General features: G+C 65.5%; 16 protein-coding genes. 5 read left to right on the top strand and 11 right to left on the bottom strand.

Annotated elements, in window-relative coordinates:
- Genes AU381_RS18760 through AU381_RS18770 form a run of 3 tightly spaced genes read left to right on the top strand, consistent with a single transcriptional unit; the run spans nt 1 to nt 2140 of the window.
- Complete coding sequence (locus AU381_RS18760) at nt 1–633, top strand: precorrin-8X methylmutase (protein WP_064243257.1); 633 nt, start codon at nt 1–3, stop codon at nt 631–633.
- Nucleotides 630–1379: a precorrin-2 C(20)-methyltransferase gene (locus AU381_RS18765; RefSeq protein WP_064243258.1), complete on the top strand. Its 750-nt coding sequence runs from the start codon at nt 630–632 to the stop codon at nt 1377–1379. The genes AU381_RS18760 and AU381_RS18765 overlap by 4 nt, the downstream gene beginning before the upstream one ends.
- Nucleotides 1376–2140, top strand: coding sequence for a precorrin-3B C(17)-methyltransferase (locus AU381_RS18770; protein WP_064243259.1), 765 nt, complete (start codon nt 1376–1378; stop codon nt 2138–2140). The genes AU381_RS18765 and AU381_RS18770 overlap by 4 nt, the downstream gene beginning before the upstream one ends.
- On the opposite strand, the gene AU381_RS18775 is transcribed toward AU381_RS18770, so the two are convergent.
- Nucleotides 2104–2904, bottom strand: a complete 801-nt coding sequence (locus tag AU381_RS18775; protein WP_064243457.1) for a cobalt-precorrin-6A reductase — start codon at nt 2902–2904, stop codon at nt 2104–2106. The genes AU381_RS18770 and AU381_RS18775 overlap by 37 nt on opposite strands.
- Between AU381_RS18775 and AU381_RS18780 the strand changes: the two genes are divergently transcribed.
- Together AU381_RS18780 and cobM are read left to right on the top strand one after the other, a co-directional pair.
- Nucleotides 2858–4114 (top strand): bifunctional cobalt-precorrin-7 (C(5))-methyltransferase/cobalt-precorrin-6B (C(15))-methyltransferase, encoded by a 1257-nt coding sequence (locus tag AU381_RS18780; protein ID WP_064243260.1) that lies wholly within the window; start codon nt 2858–2860, stop codon nt 4112–4114. The genes AU381_RS18775 and AU381_RS18780 overlap by 47 nt on opposite strands.
- 19 nt (nt 4115–4133) lie before the next feature.
- Nucleotides 4134–4892: a precorrin-4 C(11)-methyltransferase gene (gene cobM, locus AU381_RS18785; RefSeq protein WP_064243261.1), complete on the top strand. Its 759-nt coding sequence runs from the start codon at nt 4134–4136 to the stop codon at nt 4890–4892.
- 7 nt (nt 4893–4899) lie between these two features.
- Here the strand turns inward: cobM and mnhG are convergent, their stop codons facing one another.
- The 10 genes from mnhG to AU381_RS18835 form a co-directional block, all read right to left on the bottom strand.
- The gene (gene mnhG / locus AU381_RS18790; protein ID WP_064243262.1) at nt 4900–5271 is read right to left on the bottom strand and encodes a monovalent cation/H(+) antiporter subunit G; all 372 of its coding nucleotides are present in this window, start codon (nt 5269–5271) and stop codon (nt 4900–4902) included.
- Nucleotides 5268–5549 (bottom strand): K+/H+ antiporter subunit F, encoded by a 282-nt coding sequence (locus AU381_RS18795; protein WP_064243263.1) that lies wholly within the window; start codon nt 5547–5549, stop codon nt 5268–5270. Before AU381_RS18795 ends, mnhG begins: the two co-directional genes overlap by 4 nt.
- Complete coding sequence (locus AU381_RS18800) at nt 5546–6031, bottom strand: Na+/H+ antiporter subunit E (protein ID WP_064243264.1); 486 nt, start codon at nt 6029–6031, stop codon at nt 5546–5548. The genes AU381_RS18795 and AU381_RS18800 overlap by 4 nt, the downstream gene beginning before the upstream one ends.
- Nucleotides 6032–6033: 2 nt before the next feature.
- The gene (locus AU381_RS18805) at nt 6034–7680 is read right to left on the bottom strand and encodes a monovalent cation/H+ antiporter subunit D (RefSeq protein WP_064243265.1); all 1647 of its coding nucleotides are present in this window, start codon (nt 7678–7680) and stop codon (nt 6034–6036) included.
- Nucleotides 7646–7996 (bottom strand): Na+/H+ antiporter subunit C, encoded by a 351-nt coding sequence (locus AU381_RS18810; protein WP_064243266.1) that lies wholly within the window; start codon nt 7994–7996, stop codon nt 7646–7648. The genes AU381_RS18805 and AU381_RS18810 overlap by 35 nt, the downstream gene beginning before the upstream one ends.
- Entirely contained in the window at nt 7996–10908 is a 2913-nt protein-coding gene (locus AU381_RS18815) for a monovalent cation/H+ antiporter subunit A (protein ID WP_064243267.1), read from the bottom strand. Before AU381_RS18815 ends, AU381_RS18810 begins: the two co-directional genes overlap by 1 nt.
- 249 nt (nt 10909–11157) lie before the next feature.
- Nucleotides 11158–13824 carry a bifunctional diguanylate cyclase/phosphodiesterase gene (locus AU381_RS18820; protein ID WP_064243458.1) on the bottom strand — a complete coding sequence of 889 codons (2667 nt, stop codon included), beginning with the start codon at nt 13822–13824 and terminating at the stop codon, nt 11158–11160.
- A gap of 114 nt (nt 13825–13938) precedes the next feature.
- On the bottom strand, nt 13939–15552 hold the full coding sequence (locus AU381_RS18825; protein WP_064243268.1) for a cisplatin damage response ATP-dependent DNA ligase: 1614 nt from the start codon (nt 15550–15552) through the stop codon (nt 13939–13941).
- A 3-nt stretch (nt 15553–15555) separates the two neighbouring features.
- Nucleotides 15556–16566 carry a ligase-associated DNA damage response exonuclease gene (locus AU381_RS18830; RefSeq protein ID WP_064243459.1) on the bottom strand — a complete coding sequence of 337 codons (1011 nt, stop codon included), beginning with the start codon at nt 16564–16566 and terminating at the stop codon, nt 15556–15558.
- Between the two features lie 187 nt (nt 16567–16753).
- Nucleotides 16754–17758 (bottom strand): nucleoside hydrolase, encoded by a 1005-nt coding sequence (locus AU381_RS18835; protein ID WP_064243269.1) that lies wholly within the window; start codon nt 17756–17758, stop codon nt 16754–16756.
- Nucleotides 17759–17786 lie beyond the last annotated feature (28 nt).

Consider the following 17786-nt stretch of genomic DNA (forward strand, 5'->3'; position numbering starts at 1 on the left):
ATGCCTGACTACGATTATATCCGCGATGGCAACGCCATCTACGAGCGTTCCTTCGCGATCATCCGGACGGAAGCCGACCTTTCGGGCTTCTCGGAGGAAGAGGCCGATCTTGCGGTGCGCATGGTGCATGCCTGCGGTTCCGTGGAGGCGGCGCGTCAGTTCGTGTTCTCCCCCGATTTCGTCTCTGCCGCACGCAATGCTCTGAAAAGCGGTGCCCCGATCTTCTGCGATGCGGAAATGGTCGCCCATGGCGTCACCCGGGCGCGGTTGCCGGCCGGCAACGAGGTGATCTGCACGCTTCGCGATCCGCGCACGGCGGAGATCGCGGCCGAGATCGGCAATACGCGCTCGGCGGCGGCATTGAAGCTTTGGGGCAAGCGAATGGCCGGCTCGGTCGTTGCGATCGGCAATGCGCCGACGGCGCTCTTCTTTCTTCTCGAAATGCTGCGCGACGGCGCGCCGAAGCCGGCGGCGATCCTTGGCATGGCCGTCGGCTTCGTCGGCGCGGCGGAATCGAAGGATGCGCTCGCCGAGAATTCCTATGGGGTGCCCTTTGCCATCGTCCGGGGCCGGCTTGGCGGCAGCGCCATGACGGCGGCGGCGTTGAACTCGCTCGCGAGGCCTGGCCTGTGAGCGGGCGGGGCAGGCTGATCGGCGTCGGGACCGGCCCCGGCGACCCGGAGCTTTTGACCGTGAAGGCGGTCAGGGCGCTCGGCGAGGCGGATGTCGTCGCCTATTTCGCCAAGGCGGGGCGCAACGGCAACGGCCGCGCCGTCGTCGAAGGTATTCTCAGGCAGGATCTGGTGGAACTGCCGCTCTACTATCCGGTGACCACCGAGATCGACAAGGACGACGAAGCCTATAAACGGCAGATCACCGACTTCTACGATGCCTCCGCAGAAGCCGTGGCCTTGCATCTCAAGGCGGGGCGCACGGTTGCCGTATTGAGCGAGGGTGACCCGCTCTTCTACGGCTCTTACATGCACCTGCATGTGCGGCTCGCGGGCCGGTTTCCGGTCGAGGTCATTCCCGGTATTACGGCGATGTCCGGCTGCTGGTCGGCTGCCGGCCTGCCGCTGGTGCAAGGGGACGACGTGCTTTCGGTGCTTCCCGGCACGATGGGCGAGGGCGAGCTACAGCGCCGCCTCGCCGATACCGAAGCCGCCGTTATCATGAAAGTCGGCCGCAACCTGCCGAAGATCCGCCGTGCGCTCGCGGCAGCAGGCAGGCTGGATGCTGCCGTCTATGTCGAACGCGGCACGATGAAGAACGCGGCGATGGTACCGCTTGGCGAGAAGCCGGACGACGACGCCCCCTATTTCTCGCTCGTCCTTGTTCCCGGCTGGAAGGACAGGCCCGGCCCGAAGGACAGAGCATGACCGGAAAACTCTTCATCGTCGGCACCGGCCCCGGCAATCCAGCGCAGATGACGCCGGAGGCACAGGATGCGATCGCGGTTGCGAGCGAATTCTTCGGTTATGGTCCCTATCTCGACCGCCTGCACCTGAGGGCCGATCAACGGCGCATCGCCTCCGACAACCGCGAGGAACTGGACCGGGCGAGAGCCGCGCTGATGCGCGCGAGCGCCGGCGTCGATGTCTGCGTGGTCTCCGGCGGCGACCCGGGCATCTTTGCGATGGCAGCAGCCGTCTGCGAGGCGATCGACAAGGGTCCGGAGGAATGGCGCCTAGTCGATCTTGTGATCACGCCCGGCGTCACGGCCATGCTCGCGGTGGCGGCGCGCATCGGCGCGCCGCTCGGCCACGATTTTTGCGCCATGTCGCTCTCGGATAACCTGAAGCCGTGGGACGTGATCACCAGGCGGCTACGGCTGGCTGCGCAAGCGGGGCTGGTCATCGCCCTTTACAACCCGATCAGCAAGGCGCGGCCGTGGCAGCTCGGGAAGGCCTTTGAGGTCCTGCGCGACGTCCTGCCGGGCGGCGTGCCGGTGATCTTCGGCCGGGCGGCCGGGCGACCGGACGAGCGCATCGCGGTCATGCCGCTCGGCGAAGCCGATCCGGACCGCGCCGATATGGCGACCTGCGTGATCATCGGTTCGCCGGAGACGCGCATCGTTGCCCGCGACGGCAAGCCGGATCTCGTCTACACGCCGCGGTCCTTTACCGGGGAAAGCCATTGATGGATGCGTTCGAGCGCCTCATCGCAGTTGCTGACCGACGGCACGTCGACGGGCTTGTGGCGCTCGACCATCACCACATCGAGGCCGAGCTTCCGGGCCGCGGCGATCTTGCCGTAGGTAGCAGTGCCGCCGCTGTTCTTGGCAACGATGACATCGATATGATGTTCTCCGAGGAGCGTCGCCTCGTCTGCCTCGGCGAACGGGCCGTGCGCCAGGATCGCGGTGGCATCGGGAAGGTTCAGCGGCGGCGTCACGGGGTCGACGCTGCGGACGATGTAGCTGTGCTGCGGCGCCTTCTCGAAGTGGAAGGCCTCCTGTCGGCCGATGGCCAGGAAGACGCGGCGCGGCGCCGCGCCAAGGGCGGAGACCGCCTCGGCCACGCTTGCGACGCGCGTCCAGCGGTCGCCCGGCCGGGCGTCCCAGGCGGGCCGTCGCAGGGCGAAGAGCGGCGTTCCCGTTGCAGCCGCGGCGGCTGCCGCGTTGTGGGAAATACGCGCGGCGAAGGGATGCGTCGCATCGACGAGCAGGGAAACCTTCTCGAGTTCCAGGAAAACGGCCAGCCCTTCGGCACCCCCGAAGCCGCCGGCGCGGGTCGGCAATGGCTGCGGCCGCGGATCGGCGGTGCGGCCGGCCAGCGAGATCGCCGCATCGTAGCGCCCATCGGCCGCGAGGCTTCCGGCAAGCTGCCGCGCCTCCGTCGTGCCGCCGAGGATCAGGATGCGAGGTCTGCCCGTGGCTGACTTGTCGAACGGCGTCTCGGCCATTGTCGCTCCCTGGTTGACCATTGTCGGTATCGGGGAAGATGGTGTAGCCGGTCTTGGCGACGAGGCCAAGCGCCTCATTGCGGCAGCGCCTGTCATCTTTGGCGGCGTCCGCCACATCGAACTCGCGGCGTCCTTGATTAATGGCGAGAGCGAGGTCTGGCAGAGCCCCTTCGAAAAATCGGTCGAGGCAATCGTTTCAAGGCGAGGGAGTCCCGTCGTGGTGCTCGCCTCCGGCGATCCGTTCCTCTACGGTGTCGGCGCCACGCTGGCGCGCCGTATCGACGCCGGCGAGATGCGGACGATCCCTGCGCCTTCGGCCTTCAGCCTGGCGGCCTCGCGGCTCGGATGGCCGCTGCAGGAGTTGGCGACCGTCTCGCTGCACGGCCGCCCGCTCGATCTCATTCGGCCGCTGCTGCAGCCGGGCGCCCGCGTTCTGGCACTGACCTCCGATGAGACCGGTCCCAAGGCGCTTGCCGAGCTGCTGTGTGAAAGCGGTTTCGGTCAGTCGCGGCTTACCGTTCTCGAAGCGCTTGGCGGCGAGGGCGAGCGCGTCTCGCGGCACGTGGCAGCGAGCTTCGCACTGGAGGAGGTCCATTCCCTGAACGTCTGCGCCATCGAAGTCGTTGCCGATGCAGCCGCGCGCGTCCTGCCACTTGCCGGCGGCCTCGACGATGCGCTCTTCGAGCATGACGGCCAGATCACCAAGCGCGAGGTCAGGGCGCTGACGCTCTCGGCGCTGGCACCGCGCAAGGGCGAGCTTCTCTGGGACGTCGGCTCCGGCTCCGGCTCGATCGCCATCGAATGGCTGCTCGCCGATCCGGCGATGCGGGCGATCGCCATCGAAGCATCGCCCGAGCGGGCGGCGCGGATCGGTCGCAATGCCGGCCGCTTCGGCGTGCCCGGCCTGACGGTTGTGGACGGGCAGGCGCCGGACGCGCTCTCGGGACTCGGTCGCCCGGATGCGATCTTCATCGGCGGCGGCGGCAGCGATGCCGGTGTCATGGAGGCGGCGATCGCAGCACTTCCCTGCGGCGGCCGGTTGGTCGCGAACGCCGTGACGACGGAGATGGAAGCAGTGCTGCTTGCCCACCATGCCCGACTCGGCGGTTCGCTGATCCGGATCGACATCGCCCGGGCGTCCCCGGTCGGCACGATGACGGGCTGGCGGCCGGCCATGCCGGTGACGCAATGGTCCTGGGTCAAGGCCTGAATTCTCAAGAGGATAGACTATGACGGTTCATTTCATCGGCGCAGGACCAGGCGCAGCAGACCTCATCACGGTCAGGGGCAGGGACCTGATCGGCCGTTGCCCGGTCTGCCTCTATGCCGGGTCGATCGTCTCGCCGGAGCTCCTCCAATATTGCCCGGCCGGCGCCCGCATCATCGACACGGCGCCGATGTCGCTCGACGAGATCGAGGCGGAATATCTCCGGGCGGCTGAAGCCGGGGAGGATGTCGCGCGGCTGCATTCCGGCGACCTTTCCGTCTGGAGTGCGGTTGCCGAGCAGATCCGACGTCTGGAGAAGCACGGTATCGGCTACACGATGACGCCGGGCGTGCCGGCCTTCGCTGCCGCGGCGGCAACGCTCGGCCGCGAATTGACCATTCCGGCGGTGGCGCAAAGCCTGGTGCTGACGCGGGTCTCCGGTCGCGCCTCACCGATGCCGTACAGCGAGACGCTTGCGGCATTCGGCGCCACCGGCTCGACGCTGGCGATCCATCTTGCGATTCATGCGCTCGACCGCGTGGTCGAGGAACTGACGCCGCTCTACGGTGCCGATTGCCCGGTGGCGATCGTCGTCAAGGCCTCCTGGCCGGACGAACGCGTCGTGCGCGGAACGCTCGGCGACATCGCCGCCAGGGTTGCGGTCGATCCGATCGAGCGCACGGCGCTGATCTTCGTCGGACCGGGGCTGGAAGCATCGGACTTCCGGGAGAGCTCTCTCTACGACCCGGCCTATCAGCGCCGCTTCCGCGGCCGCGAATAGAGCGAATTCATTCCGACCCCGGTTCCGCCGCCGGCTTCGGCTTGCGCGGAACGTCGCTCCGCTCCTTGACGCGGTCGCGATAAAGAGCCGCCTGGCCGAGCAGCATCAGCGTCACCGGCGTCGTCACGGTGACGAAGAAGATGATCAGCAGTTCGTGGAAGATCCAGCGGCTCTGCAGCACCGCGAAGCAGAGCATCGAGGCCAGGCAGATGAGGATCGTGCCGCCGCTCGTCGCGATCGTCGGGGCGTGCAGGCGGTCGTAGAAGCTCGGAAGACGCAGCAGGCCCAGAGAGCCGATGAGCGTCATCGCCGCTCCGAGAAGCAGCAAGCCGCAAACCAAGATCGCCGCCCACGGCGGCAGGTCGGTCAGATGGTTCATTCGATCACCTCGCCGCGCATGAGGAATTTCGCGAAGGCGATGGAGGAGGCGAAGCCGATCAGGGCGATGATCAGCGCCGTCTCGAAATAGATCGTGTTGGCGGTGCGAATGCCGAAGGCGAGCAGCATCAGCATCGCGTTGATGTAGAGCGTATCGAGCCCGAGGATGCGGTCCTGGGCGCGCGGCCCCTTGATGATCCGATAGAGTGCGAAGGCCATCGCCAAGGCGAGCATGACCTGCGCAAGCAGGATCGACCAGACGATTGCAAGCGCGGTCATTCAAGTATCTCCTTCAGTCCCGCTTCGTAGCGCTTGACCGTTCGCCGCCAGAGATCCTCGTTGTCGATATCGAGCACATGCAGAAGCAAGCTCTTCTGGCGCCGGTCGTATTCGAGCCAGGCGGTGCCGGGGGTCGCGGTCAGGATGCAGGCGAGCAGGGCCAGCGCGTTCTCATTCTCAAGATCGACATCGACGGTCATGAAACCGGTGTTTGCCGGCTTGCCTCGGGGCCGCAGGATGATCCGCGCGACCGCGACATTGGAGCGAATGATGTCGGCGGCGACGGCAAGTGCGAAGCCTGCCATAAGCCCCAGACGGCGGAGGCGCGATTGGCTCGGCTGCAGCTTCACCATTACCCAGCCGAGCAGCGTGCTCAGAAAGAGACTGAGGACGATCGAGCCGGGCGCCACCGACTGGTTGAGCAACAACCACATGAGGAAGAGGGCGATCGAGAACAGCGGATAAGGATACCACGCGCGCATCGCTACTCGCCCCCCGCCCTGGGTGCGGAAAGAACCCGCTCGCTGAGGACGAGGGGCGCGAGCAGATCGTCGGCGGTCGCCTGCATGTATCGCATCGCCGGCCGGGCCTGGAAGCTCAGGAAGATGCAGGCGGCGAGCAGGACGGCAACGGGCGTGATCTCGATGACGACGACGCGTGGTATAGTCCCCTCGATCGAAGCCCAGAAGGTCCGGATGCCGACCCGATTCATGGCGATCATGGCGGCGAGACCCGAAAGGATGACGAGCGCCACATAGATCCAGTCGGCGGCGGAAATGGCGCTGGCAGGGTTTGCCTCCGGCAGGTCGAAGAGCCCGCGCAGCAGCGCGAATTTGGCGATGAAGCCCGAAAGCGGCGGCAGGCCGGAAAGCAGGATGGCGCACAGGCAGAAACAGAGCCCGAGAATGGCCATCGTGCCTGGAATGGCGACGCCCACTTCCTCCTCTTCTTCATCATCGTCGAAGTCGCCATAGGCTTCCATGGTCACCGCCAGAACGTCGGCGCCGGCATCGCGGCCGCGCTCGACAAGCTCGATGAGCAGGAAGAAGGCGGCAATCGTCAGCGTCGAGCTGACGAGATAGAGGAGGGCGCCCGCGAGCATTTCCGGTCGTCCGAGGCCGATCGCCGCGAGCAGCGTCCCGGAGGAGACGAGCACCGAATAGGCGGCGAGCCGTCCCATCGCCTGAGAAGCAAGCACGCCGATGGTGCCGAAGGCGATCGTCAGCATGCCGCCGGTCAGAAGCCACTCCTGACCGAATCCGGCCGACGCGCCCGCCGCGGTGCCGAAGACGAGCATATGCAGGCGGAGGATGACGTAGATCCCCACCTTCGTGAGGATGGCGGAGACGGCGGCGACGGGGGGCGTTGCCGCCGCATAGGCCGCCGGCAGCCAGAAGCTCAACGGCCACATGCCCGCCTTGACGAGAAAGGCGACGCCCAGCACGGCGGCGCCGGTTTCTACGAGCCGCCGGCTTTCCGGCGCGAGCGTGGCGAGCTTCGTGGCGAGATCCGCCATGCTGAGCGTGCCGGTGGCGCCGTAGATCAGGCTGACGCCGATCAGGAACAGCGACGAGGCGGCGAGATTGATGGCGACGTAGTGGAGTCCGGCTTTGACGCGCAGGGGGCCGGAGCCATGCAGCAGCAAGCCGTAGGACGCGGCGAGCATCATCTCGAAGAAGACGAAGAGGTTGAACAGGTCGCCGGTCAGGAAGGCGCCGTTGAGACCGGCGACGAGCAGTTGGAACAGCGAATGGAAATGGTGTCCGGCGGTGTGCCAGCGGGCCATCGAATAGACCTGCGCGGCAAGCGCCAGGCCGCTTGCGAGGCAGAGCATCAGCGCCGACAGCCGGTCGAGGACGAGGACGATGCCGAACGGCGCGGGCCAGTTGCCAAGCTGGTAGACGCCGCCGGCGGGCAGGCTGCCTTCGCCTGCCGCGGCAAGCCGCATCAGGATCATCGTGACGATGAAGACGACGAGCGTCGAGGCGAAGCCGATCGCTCCCTTCATCGTGCGTTCGCGCTCGTCGATCGGGATCAACACCGCCGCGACGGCGAGCGGCAGCAGGACCGGCAGGATCAGGAGGTGGTGCAGCCAATCAGTCACCGCGCGGTGGCTCCCTTCCGTCGACATGGTCGGTGCCGGTGAAGCCGCGCGAGGCGAGCAGCACGACGAGAAAGAGCGCGGTCATGGCGAAGCCGATGACGATCGCCGTCAGGACGAGGGCTTGTGGAACGGGGTCGGTGTAGCGCCAGAGGTCGCCCGCGCCGCCCGGATCGAGCACCGGCGGGGCGTTTACCCTGAGCCGTCCCATGCTGAAGATGAAGAGATTGACCGCATAGGAGAGCAGCGAAAGCCCGATGATCACCTGATAGGTTCGCGGTCTCAGGAGAAGATAGACGCCAGATGCGGCGAGCGCCCCGATGCCGGCGGAGAGAATGAGTTCCATTACTGTGCCGCCTCCCTTTCGGGGCGCGCGGCTCGCATATGCGCGCGTGCTGCGCGGCGGACCGACTGGTGCGCCAGCGCGATCAGCATCAGTACCGTGGCGCCGAGCACGAGCGAGAAGACGCCGAGGTCGAAGAGGATGGCGCTTGCGAGCGGCACCTTGCCGATGATCGGCAGGCTGGCATATTCGGCGCGCGATGTCAGGAACGGATAGCCGAACAGCCAGGATCCGACGCCCGTCGCCAAAGCGATCAGGAGACCGATGCTCATCCAGCGAAGCGGGTGAATGCGCAGCCGCTCCTCCACCCAGCGGGTGCCGCCCGACATATATTGCAGGATGAAGCCGATCGACATGGCAATCCCCGCGGCAAAGCCGCCGCCCGGCAGATCGTGGCCGCGCAGGAACAGATAGGCGGCGAGCATGCCCGTGACGGGGAACATCCAGCGCATGATCACCGAAGGGATGTGAAGATATTCGGCGACGCTGTCGCCCTCCGCCCTTTCGGGATGATCGTCGTCATAGGCGTTCTGCACCCTTTGCTGCTCCGGCGTTTCCAGGCTGTCCGGATGCGGGCGGAAGCGCAGCAAGAGCGCGAAGACCGTCAGCGCGACGATGCAGAGGACGGCGATTTCGCCGAGCGTGTCGAAGCCGCGGAAATCGACGAGGATGACATTGACCACATTCGTTCCGCCGCCCTCGTGGTAGGCCTGGGCGAGGAAGTAGCTGGCGATGGTCTCTGGCACCAACGGCCGCGTCATCACCGTGTAGGCGACGAGCGCGACCCCGCCGCCCGCCAGGGTCGCGAGCAGGAAGTCACGCAAGCGCCGGAAGCGGATCTTGAGCGGAATGTCCGCCGTCTCGGGTTCCTCGATGCGCTTCGGCAACCAGCGCAGCCCAAGCAGGATCAGCACCGTTGTGACGATCTCGACGAGAAGCTGTGTAACGGCAAGGTCTGGAGCGGACAGCCAGACGAAGGTGAGGCAGGTGACGAGCCCGGCGCCGCCGAGGAGCACGAGCGATGCCAGGCGGTGGAATTTCGCCAGGAGGGCCGAGCCAACAGCGCAGGCGATGCCGGTCCCCCAGAGCAGGGCGAAGGCCGGGTCGATGCCGCGGATGAGGAGCGGAGGTAGCTGATAGCCGCCCACGGCAAGGGGCAGGGCGCCGGCGGCGAGCGCCAGGAAAATCAGGAGCCGCATCTGCGGCTGCAGACGGCGCGTGCCGAGGCTTTGTTCCAGCGAACGGGCCCACTTCCACGACAGCGTCACCAGCACGCGCTCGAAGATGCGCTGTCCCTGGAGCAGCCGGAACACCGGCGGCCCCTCGATGCCGGTCGCGAGATACGAACGCATGAGGAAATAGAGACCGATGCCGCCCGAGAGCGCCACAAAGCTCATGATCAGCGGGATGTTCAAGCCGTGCCAGACAGCGAGGCTGTAGCTGGGCGTGTCCTCGCGCAGGATCGAGACGACGGCGGTGTGCAGGAAAGGACCGATCGTCTGAGCGGGAATAATGCCGACGACCAGGCAGGCGAGCACCAGGAAGTCGACGGGAGCCCGCATCCAGCGCGGCGGCTCATGCGGCTTCTTCGGCAGATCGAACGGCAGCGGCCCGTAGAAGACGCTGTGGATGAAGCGCAACGAGTATGTGACCGCAAACATGCTTGCAATCGTCGCGACGTATGGCGTCGTCGTATCGAGTGCATTGACGAGATGCGTTTCGATCGCCTCCGCGAAGAACATTTCCTTCGAAAGGAAGCCATTGAGGAGCGGTACGCCGGCCATGGCGGCACTCGCGACCATGGCGAGCGTCGCGGTGATCGGCATGTAACGGAAAAGGCCGCTCAGCCTGCGCATGTCGCGCGTGCCGGTTTCATGGTCGATGATGCCGGCGGCCATGAACAGTGAGGCCTTGAAGGTCGCATGGTTGACGATATGGAAGACCGCGGCGACGGCGGCCAGCGGGCTGCCGAGACTCAAGAGAACGGTGATCAGCCCGAGATGGCTGATCGTCGAATAGGCGAGCAACCCCTTCAGGTCCTGCTGGAAGATCGCGAAATAGGCGCCGAGCAGCAGCGTCGTCAGGCCTGCCAGGCCGACGATCCAGAACCAGGCTTCCGTACCGGCCATCACCGGCCACAGCCGCGCCAGCAGAAAGACGCCGGCCTTCACCATGGTCGCCGAGTGCAGATAGGCAGAAACCGGCGTCGGCGCTGCCATGGCATGCGGCAGCCAGAAGTGAAAGGGAAACTGGGCGCTTTTGGTCAGGGCGCCGAGCAGGACGAGAACGAGGATAACGTTGTAGAGCGGATCGCTGCGGATCGCGTCGCCCGAGGCGAGCACGGCGTCGAGATCGTAGCTGCCGACGGCCCGGCCGATCAGCAGCAATCCGACGAGCATCGCAAGACCGCCCATGCCGGTCATCGTCAGCGCGATGCGCGCGCCGTCGCGAGCATGCGCGTTGTGATGCCAGTAGCCGATCAGCAGGAAGGAAACGATGCTCGTCAGTTCCCAGAAGACCGCGAGCAGGATGAGATTGCCGGACAGCACCACGCCGAGCATCGACCCCATGAAGGCGAGGAAAAGTGCGAAGAAGCGCGGCACGGGGTCTTCATCGGCCATGTAGTAGCGCGCGTAGAGGACGACCAGAAATCCGATCGCCGTGATCAGCGCCGAAAACAGCCATGCGAAGCCGTCCAGACGCAAGGTGAAGTTCAACCCGAGTTCGGGGACCCAGTCGAGCTCAAAGCGGAGCACGCCGCCGGTGGCGACGAAGGGATAGAGGCCGGCGGTGAGCAGGAAGCAGACGAGGGCGATCGCGCCTGCGAACCAGGCCGTGGCGCCGCGTTGATCGGACGGAAAGAAGATTGCGATGAGGCTTCCCCCGAACGGGGCGACAATGAAGACGGACAGCAATTTTTCCGCGTATTCGATCGTTCAGCCCTTTCGGTCTGGGTGTCTGGGTGGGGGAACTGATGGTTCCCGAGGGCCAGCCGCCGAAGCAACCGTCGCCGACAATGCCAGGATTATCCGCGAAGCGGCAGAGGCATATGTTTTTATGACTTTTTTGCGTTCTACTGCCAAGCCTTCCGGCAGAGAAAAACGCGCCGATCCGCCGTGATACAGGAACCCCGGAGCCAGAGCGCCGCGTTTCCCGAGGCAATCTCAGGCGGCGCGCCATTTCCGCTCGAAGACGAAGGCGGCGAGATCATTGGCGCTCATCGGCCGGGCGAATGCATAGCCCTGCAACCCATGGCAGCCGAGCTGCTTGAGAATGGCGGCGTGCTCGCGCGTCTCCACGCCCTCGGCGATCACTTCGATGCCGAGCGAGGTGCCGATGTCGATGATCGATTCGACGAGCCGGCGTTGCTGGGAGGACTGGAGAATCGGCAGCACCAGTTGCCGGTCGATCTTCAGGCGCCGCGGCGTCAGCTTCAAGAGGCTGAGGATGGAGGCGTAGCCGGTGCCGAAGTCGTCGATCTCGATGTCGATGCCGAGTTCCTTGATGCGTCTGATGTTCGACAGCAGCGTCGTATCGTTTTCGTCGAAGGAGATCGATTCGAGCAGTTCGAAGGAAAGCCGCCCTTCGGGTATCCGCATCTGCTCGAGGCGTTCGATCAGCCCCTCGTCGCGCAGGCGCGAATAGGAGAGATTGACCGACACCTTGGGTATGCGGATGCCGTTTGCCTCCCAGCGGCAGATCTGGAAGAGCGCCTGTTCCAGGATCGCCTGGTCGATGGCTGCGACGACGTTGATGTCCTCGGCTGTCTTCAGGAAGGCATGCGGTCCGATGAGCCCTTTGGTGGGATGATCCCATCGCGCCAGGGCTTCGACGCCGATGACGTCCAGCGTCGCCGGACAAAATTGCGGCTGGAAATGGGCGACGAACTCGTTCTGCTCGAGACCGCGCAGAATCTCGTCGGCCGTCTGCTTCGTCTGGAACACGGCCGTCTTGAGCGCGCCGGTAAAGGTTTCGTGCCTGTTGCGGCCGCGCCTTTTCGCCTCGTAAAGGGCGATATCCGCGTTGACGAGGATCTGGGCGAGCTCGTCGGCTGGCGCGGCCTGGGCGGCAATGCCGATGCTGACGCCGATGCGGCATTCCTGGTCCTTGTAGCGGACCGGCGTGCTCATCGCCTCGATGATGCTCGAGGCCAGCGCCGCATCGTCCTCGGCGTTGCCGCCGGCCCGGATGATGACGAACTCGTCGCCGCCGATCCGCGCGACGAAGTCGCTCTCGCCCGCGCTTGAGCGCAGCAGTCCGGCGGCGTGTCTGAGTATCTCGTCGCCCGCCGCATGGCCCATCGTGTCGTTGATCTGCTTGAAGCGGTCCAGGTCGATATGAAAGATGCTGACCCTGTCCTCGGAGGCGAATTGCCGGGCACGGTCGCCAAGCATCTGGTCGAGGAAGCGGCGGTTCGGCAGACCTGTCAGCGGGTCGTGCAGCGCGTTGAATTCCATCCGGTGACGCGCCGCCTCCAGCTCGGCGCTGTGTGCCTCGGCGAGACGCTTGGCCTCCGAAAGTCGTGCCCGCGTTTCGACGTCGGCCGTCACGTCCCAGTTGACGCCAATGATCTTCCGGCTGCCGCCGGCGCCGATGTGGACGGAGCCGCTGGCGCGGATGTAGCGGATATCGCCGCCGGGCAAACGAATGCGGAACTCGGAATTATAGGCGCCGCCGCTTGCGACCGTATCGGCATATTCCGCCTTGGCTCGGGGGAGATCGTCGGGATGCAGCGCCTCCTTCCAGTCGTCGAAGGTTTCACGGACGGAGGGGCCGACGCCGTAAAGCTCCTTCATGCGGTTGTCCCACAGCAGCTTGCCGGTGTCGATATCGAGTTCCCAGATGCCGATCTTGGACGTGTCGAGCGCAATCTTCAGGCGATGCGAAAGCTCGAGCAGCTGATCCTTGCTCTGCCGCAGGGCGCGGATGTTTTGCTGGCGTTCCGTCGTCAGGTACCCGGTGACGATCACCGGAACGACGATCATCAGGCCGCCGAGCAGGATCAGGAGGCGGACCTGCAAGGCATTGTCCGGCGTCGCCGCCCATCCACCTTTCGGTATCGCCGCCATCCGCCAGGAGCCGCCCGGTAGCGTCACGGCCACCTCCACGGGCGCCTTTTCGAAGATCGCCGGATCGCCAAAGAAAATCGCGCCATCGCGTCCCTGGCCGTCGCGGCCGGCGATGGCAATGTCGATCCGCGAGCTCGAGGAGACGAGGCCACTGTCGCGGTAGAGCTGGTCGATGTCGATGACCGCCGACACCAGGCCCCAGAAGCGCTTGCTGCCGCCGGCACTGGTCGTCACCGGAAAGCGGCCGATCAATCCGCGCCCGCCCTGGACGAGATCGACCGGGCCGGCAAGCACCATCTTTCCGCTCGCCACCACGCGCATGACGGATTCACGTTGCTTGTCGTTGTTGCGGTAATTTAGGCCGATAGCCTTCGCGTTGCCCGCCAGCGGGTAGACCATCGAGACGACCAGGTTGGGCGCTGCGGCGAGGTTGCGGAGTTGCGAGCGCTCGCTGAAGATGCTCTGCGCAAGTTCGCTGAAGCGCTGCTGATGCATGTCTGGCTCGGTCGCGATCGTGCCGATCAGCCCGCGGACGAGTTGGATATTGCCGTTGACGCTGCTCTCCAGGCGGGAGCGTATCGGATTGAGTTCGTCCGTCACCTCGGAGCGCAGGCGCGCTTCGAAAACAACCCGGTTCTGATTGTCGGCGAGAATCCCGGCTATCAGAACAACGAGGGTCGCGATGAGCGCCGGGACGTAATTGAGCGTCAGAATCCGCGAGAGCCGGTATTTCCCAAAATATTGACCGTGTAGTTTTGGCACGAGACGACCCTGCGGATGCGGACGGCGAGACAGACGGCCCGAATATTCCAAACTCTCCTTAACAATTCTTCATTCGGAACCGCTGAAATAGGCGAGGGCGGGAAACCGTGGGAACTAACCCTTCATCCCGATCATCGCCTGCAGGGTCTCCAGCCTGTCGGCCTCCCGCGGCAGCTTGTCCTGCCTCAGCCGGGCGATGCGCGGGAAGCGCATGGCGACGCCCGACTTGTGGCGGGTCGAACGATTCAGGCCTTCGAACGCCACCTCGACGACAAAACCGGCGTCCGGTTCGGCCCGCACGGCGCGCACCGGGCCGAAGCGCTCCACCGTGTTGTCGCGCACAAACCGGTCGAGTATCTCCAGCTCGGCATCAGTGAAGCCGAAATAGGCCTTGCCGACGGGAACAAGCGTCGTGCCGCCTTCTGCCTCGGTCCAGACGCCGAAAGTGAAGTCTGAATAGTAGCTCGAGCGCTTGCCGTGGCCGCGCTGGGCATACATCAGCACCGCGTCGATGTTGAACGGCGCGCGCTTCCACTTGAACCATGGGCCCTTCATCCGCCCGGCCAGATAGGGCGAGTCGAGCCGCTTCAGCATGATGCCCTCGATGACCGGATCCGGTGGATCCGAGCGCAGGCGGTCCAGTTCCTCCCAGGTCGAGAAAGGAACGAGCGGCGAGAGGTCGAAATGATGCGGTGAAGCGGCGTCGATGAGGGCGGCCAGGGCTTCACGGCGGGCGTGGAAAGGTTCGGGCCGCATGTCACGCTCGCCCGTAAAGAGGATGTCGTAACCGCGAATGAAGGCCGGATAGTCGTCCAGCAGCTTGCGGTTGACGGTCTTTCGATTGAGACGCTGCTGCAGGTCGCCGAATGTGGCGGTCGAGCGATTGGTGCGCGTCGTTCCGCCGACCAGCAACTCGCCGTCGATCACGCCGGCGATGCCGGCTGCCTCGACGATTTCCGGAAAGGCCCCCGAGATCTCGTCGCCACTGCGGGAGTAGAGCCGCCGCACACCGCCGATGTTGGCGAGTTGGACGCGGATGCCGTCCCACTTCCATTCGGCGGCGAAGTCGGCCGGATCCAGTCCTTCAAGATCACCCTCGCCGATCGGGGTCGCCAGCATCACCGAATGGAAGACGGCCGGCGTAGTGAGGACAGGCATCTCCGCTTCGCCGGAAAGCCAGAGAAAAAGCGGCAGATAGGGCGGCGAAAGCCCGTGCCACAGCGTTTCGATCTCGCCGATGTCCTTGCCGCCCAGATCGGCGAGCGCCTGCTTGGCGAGCCGCGCCGAGACACCGATCCGCAACCCCCCGGTCACCAGCTTCAGAAAGGCGAAACGGCCGGCGGTGTCGAGCCGGTCGAGCATGTCGCGGACGAGCGACCGGACCTCCGAACGCCCCGCCCTCTGAAGCCGCTCGACGACCTCTCCGAGTGGAACGTCCACGGGAACGGTGCCCTCCGGTGGCTCCCAGGCCAGCGAAACCGTCTCGGCGAGATCGCCAACGTAATCATAGGAGTAATGGAAGAGCACCTCGTCCATGCGCTCGAGCAGCAGGTCGCGGATCAATGCCGGCTTCACCGTATTGAGCGAGAGCGTCCCGGCAATCGCCGCGAGCGCATAGCCGCGGCTCGGGTCGGGGCTGCTGCGGAAGTAGTCGGTAAGCAGCCTGATCTTGGCGTTGCGCTGGGGCGTCAGGACGAGGCGGCCGAGCAGTTCGGCAAAGGCTTTCATCCGTCACTCTCCCTCGTCGTCGTAACCGACGAGATGCAGCGGACGGGCCGGGATGCCCTCCAACTCGCACCAGCGCACCAGCGCCTCCTCGCGGCCATGCGTCACCCAGACCTCCGCCGGCGCGATCTCGCGTATGGTGCCGGTCAGTTCGGCCCAGTCGCAATGGTCGGAGATGACGAGCGGCAGTTCGACGCCGCGCTGCTTGGCGCGCTGGCGAATGAGCATCCATCCGGAGGCGAAGACGGCAACCGGTTCGGCGAAGCGCCGCGCCCAGCGGTCGGCAAAGGCCGAAGGCGGGCCGATCACGATGCCGCCGGCGAAATCCGGCCTCTTCTCGCCGGCAAGGGTAGCCGATTGGATATCGCCGAGGTCGATGCCCTCGGCCTGATAGTACTCACAGAGCTTGGCGAGCGCGCCGTGGATATGGATCGGCTCGTCATAGCCATGCTGGCGCAGCAGCGCGATGACCCGCTGCGCCTTGCCGAGCGCGTAGGCGCCGACGACATGGGCGCGTTCGGGAAATTGCTTCAGCGATGCGAGAAGCCGGGCTGTCTCCAACCGGTCGTCCGGATGATGGAACACCGGCAGGCCGAACGTCGCCTCGGTAATGAAGACATCGCAGGGGACCGGCTCGAACGGGCGGCAGGTCGGGTCGGAGCGCCGCTTGTAGTCACCGGAGACGACGATCCGCTTCCCGCCGGCCTCGACCGAGATCTGGGCGGAGCCGAGGACATGGCCGGCCGGATGGAATGAGACGCGCACGCCGTTGATCGCCATCGTTTCGCCGAGGCTGGCCACCTGGCTTTCACCACAAAATCCCTCGCCGTAGCGGATGCGCATGATGTCCAGCGTTTCGCGTGTCGCGAGAACGCGGCCATGTCCGGCGCGGGCATGATCGGCATGGCCATGCGTGATGAGCGCCCTTTCGACCGGCTGGACCGGGTCGATGTAGAAGTCTCCCTTCGCGCAATAGAGCCCTCTCGGGGCAGGATAGAGCAAGCTGTCCGGCTTCATGCGCATAAAGATAGCCGGCGAACGCGCCTCTGCCAGCTATCCGGGCAGGTTTTTCGTCAGCTGAAAAAGACCCCTCCCCAACCCCTCCCCACAAGGGGGAGGGACTTACTTGGCCGCGCTCGCTTCCCCATCTCATCGTTGTCGTCAGACGCAAAGGCTGAATATGGCAGGCGGTTGCGGCGGGCTCCTAGCCCCTCCCACCTGTGGGGAGGGGTTGGGGAGGGGTTCTTTTCTCGATTCGATCGCCGTTCGCCAGCGTCTCGCCGATTAGCTTCAATACCGCATCGGCATCGATGCCGATGCAGGCCTGCTGGCTCGGCGCCCCGTCCCAGGCATTCGGCGGGAAAAGCCGGCCGTCCGGCTTCTGGATCGTCTGGCCGTCGGCGATGCCGCCGCTGAGCACGCGGATCGCGCCGCTGCGGGTCCGGAACAATTCCGGTGCGACGACATAGGCGCAGGCGCAGCTGTCGTGGATGACCATGCCGTCGTCGACGTGCTGCTCGTAGAAGACGATGTAGAACTGCGAAATGTCGGCGAGGAGCCGCGCCGCCTTGCCGCCGCGTTCGGCAATGTCGGCGAGCATGGCGCGCGTCATCACCGTTTGCGAGGTCACGTCGAGGCCGATCACCGTCACCGGCCATGGGGCAGTCATCACCGCGTCGGCGGCCTCAGGGTCGCCATGGATATTGGCCTCGGCGGCCGGCGTGATGTTGCCGGGCACGTCGAAGGCGCCGCCCATGATCACCACGGCCTTCACAAGGCCGGCGATCTCCGGGTCTTCTTGCAATGCGCGCGCCAGATTGGTCATGCGGCCGACGGCGACGAGCGTCACCTCGCCAGGATTGGCGCGCACCGTGTCGATGATGAAGCGATGGGCAGGTCGGTGGTCGAGCGGCAGGTCGATCTCGTCCGGCACATCGATATTGCCGAGCCCGTCATGGCCGTGGATCCCGGTCGGCCAGTCGATGTGCGGCCGGTCGGGATTGAACATCTCGCCGAGGCCCTTGGCGACCGGTGCGGGAATACCCCAGGCCTGCTTGAGAAAGAGCGCGTTGCGCGTCGTCGTCTCGATGGAAGCGTTGCCGAACACCGAGGTGATGCCGATAAGGTCGATCTCCGGATGGCGGTGCAGGAAGAGAAGTGCCATGGCGTCGTCGACGCCAGGATCCGTATCGAAAATAACCTTATGCATGTCGTCTTCCTTCTCCGGGATCTCGGCC

It is taken from the genome of Sinorhizobium glycinis (genome assembly GCF_001651865.1).
In the GTDB taxonomy this organism is placed as follows: domain Bacteria; phylum Pseudomonadota; class Alphaproteobacteria; order Rhizobiales; family Rhizobiaceae; genus Sinorhizobium; species Sinorhizobium glycinis.

What these genes read in the sequence shown, in the direction of transcription:
- AU381_RS18760 (WP_064243257.1), top strand. Translation starts at nt 1, where the DNA reads ATGCCTGACTACGATTATATCCGCGATGGCAACGCCATCTACGAGCGT.
- AU381_RS18770 (WP_064243259.1), top strand. Translation starts at nt 1,376, where the DNA reads ATGACCGGAAAACTCTTCATCGTCGGCACCGGCCCCGGCAATCCAGCG.
- AU381_RS18780 (WP_064243260.1), top strand. Translation starts at nt 2,858, where the DNA reads ATGCGAGGTCTGCCCGTGGCTGACTTGTCGAACGGCGTCTCGGCCATT.
- AU381_RS18775 (WP_064243457.1), bottom strand. Translation starts at nt 2,904, where the DNA reads ATGGCCGAGACGCCGTTCGACAAGTCAGCCACGGGCAGACCTCGCATC.
- cobM (WP_064243261.1), top strand. Translation starts at nt 4,134, where the DNA reads ATGACGGTTCATTTCATCGGCGCAGGACCAGGCGCAGCAGACCTCATC.
- mnhG (WP_064243262.1), bottom strand. Translation starts at nt 5,271, where the DNA reads ATGAACCATCTGACCGACCTGCCGCCGTGGGCGGCGATCTTGGTTTGC.
- AU381_RS18795 (WP_064243263.1), bottom strand. Translation starts at nt 5,549, where the DNA reads ATGACCGCGCTTGCAATCGTCTGGTCGATCCTGCTTGCGCAGGTCATG.
- AU381_RS18800 (WP_064243264.1), bottom strand. Translation starts at nt 6,031, where the DNA reads ATGCGCGCGTGGTATCCTTATCCGCTGTTCTCGATCGCCCTCTTCCTC.
- AU381_RS18805 (WP_064243265.1), bottom strand. Translation starts at nt 7,680, where the DNA reads ATGTCGACGGAAGGGAGCCACCGCGCGGTGACTGATTGGCTGCACCAC.
- AU381_RS18810 (WP_064243266.1), bottom strand. Translation starts at nt 7,996, where the DNA reads ATGGAACTCATTCTCTCCGCCGGCATCGGGGCGCTCGCCGCATCTGGC.
- AU381_RS18825 (WP_064243268.1), bottom strand. Translation starts at nt 15,552, where the DNA reads ATGAAAGCCTTTGCCGAACTGCTCGGCCGCCTCGTCCTGACGCCCCAG.
- AU381_RS18830 (WP_064243459.1), bottom strand. Translation starts at nt 16,566, where the DNA reads ATGAAGCCGGACAGCTTGCTCTATCCTGCCCCGAGAGGGCTCTATTGC.
- AU381_RS18835 (WP_064243269.1), bottom strand. Translation starts at nt 17,758, where the DNA reads ATGCATAAGGTTATTTTCGATACGGATCCTGGCGTCGACGACGCCATG.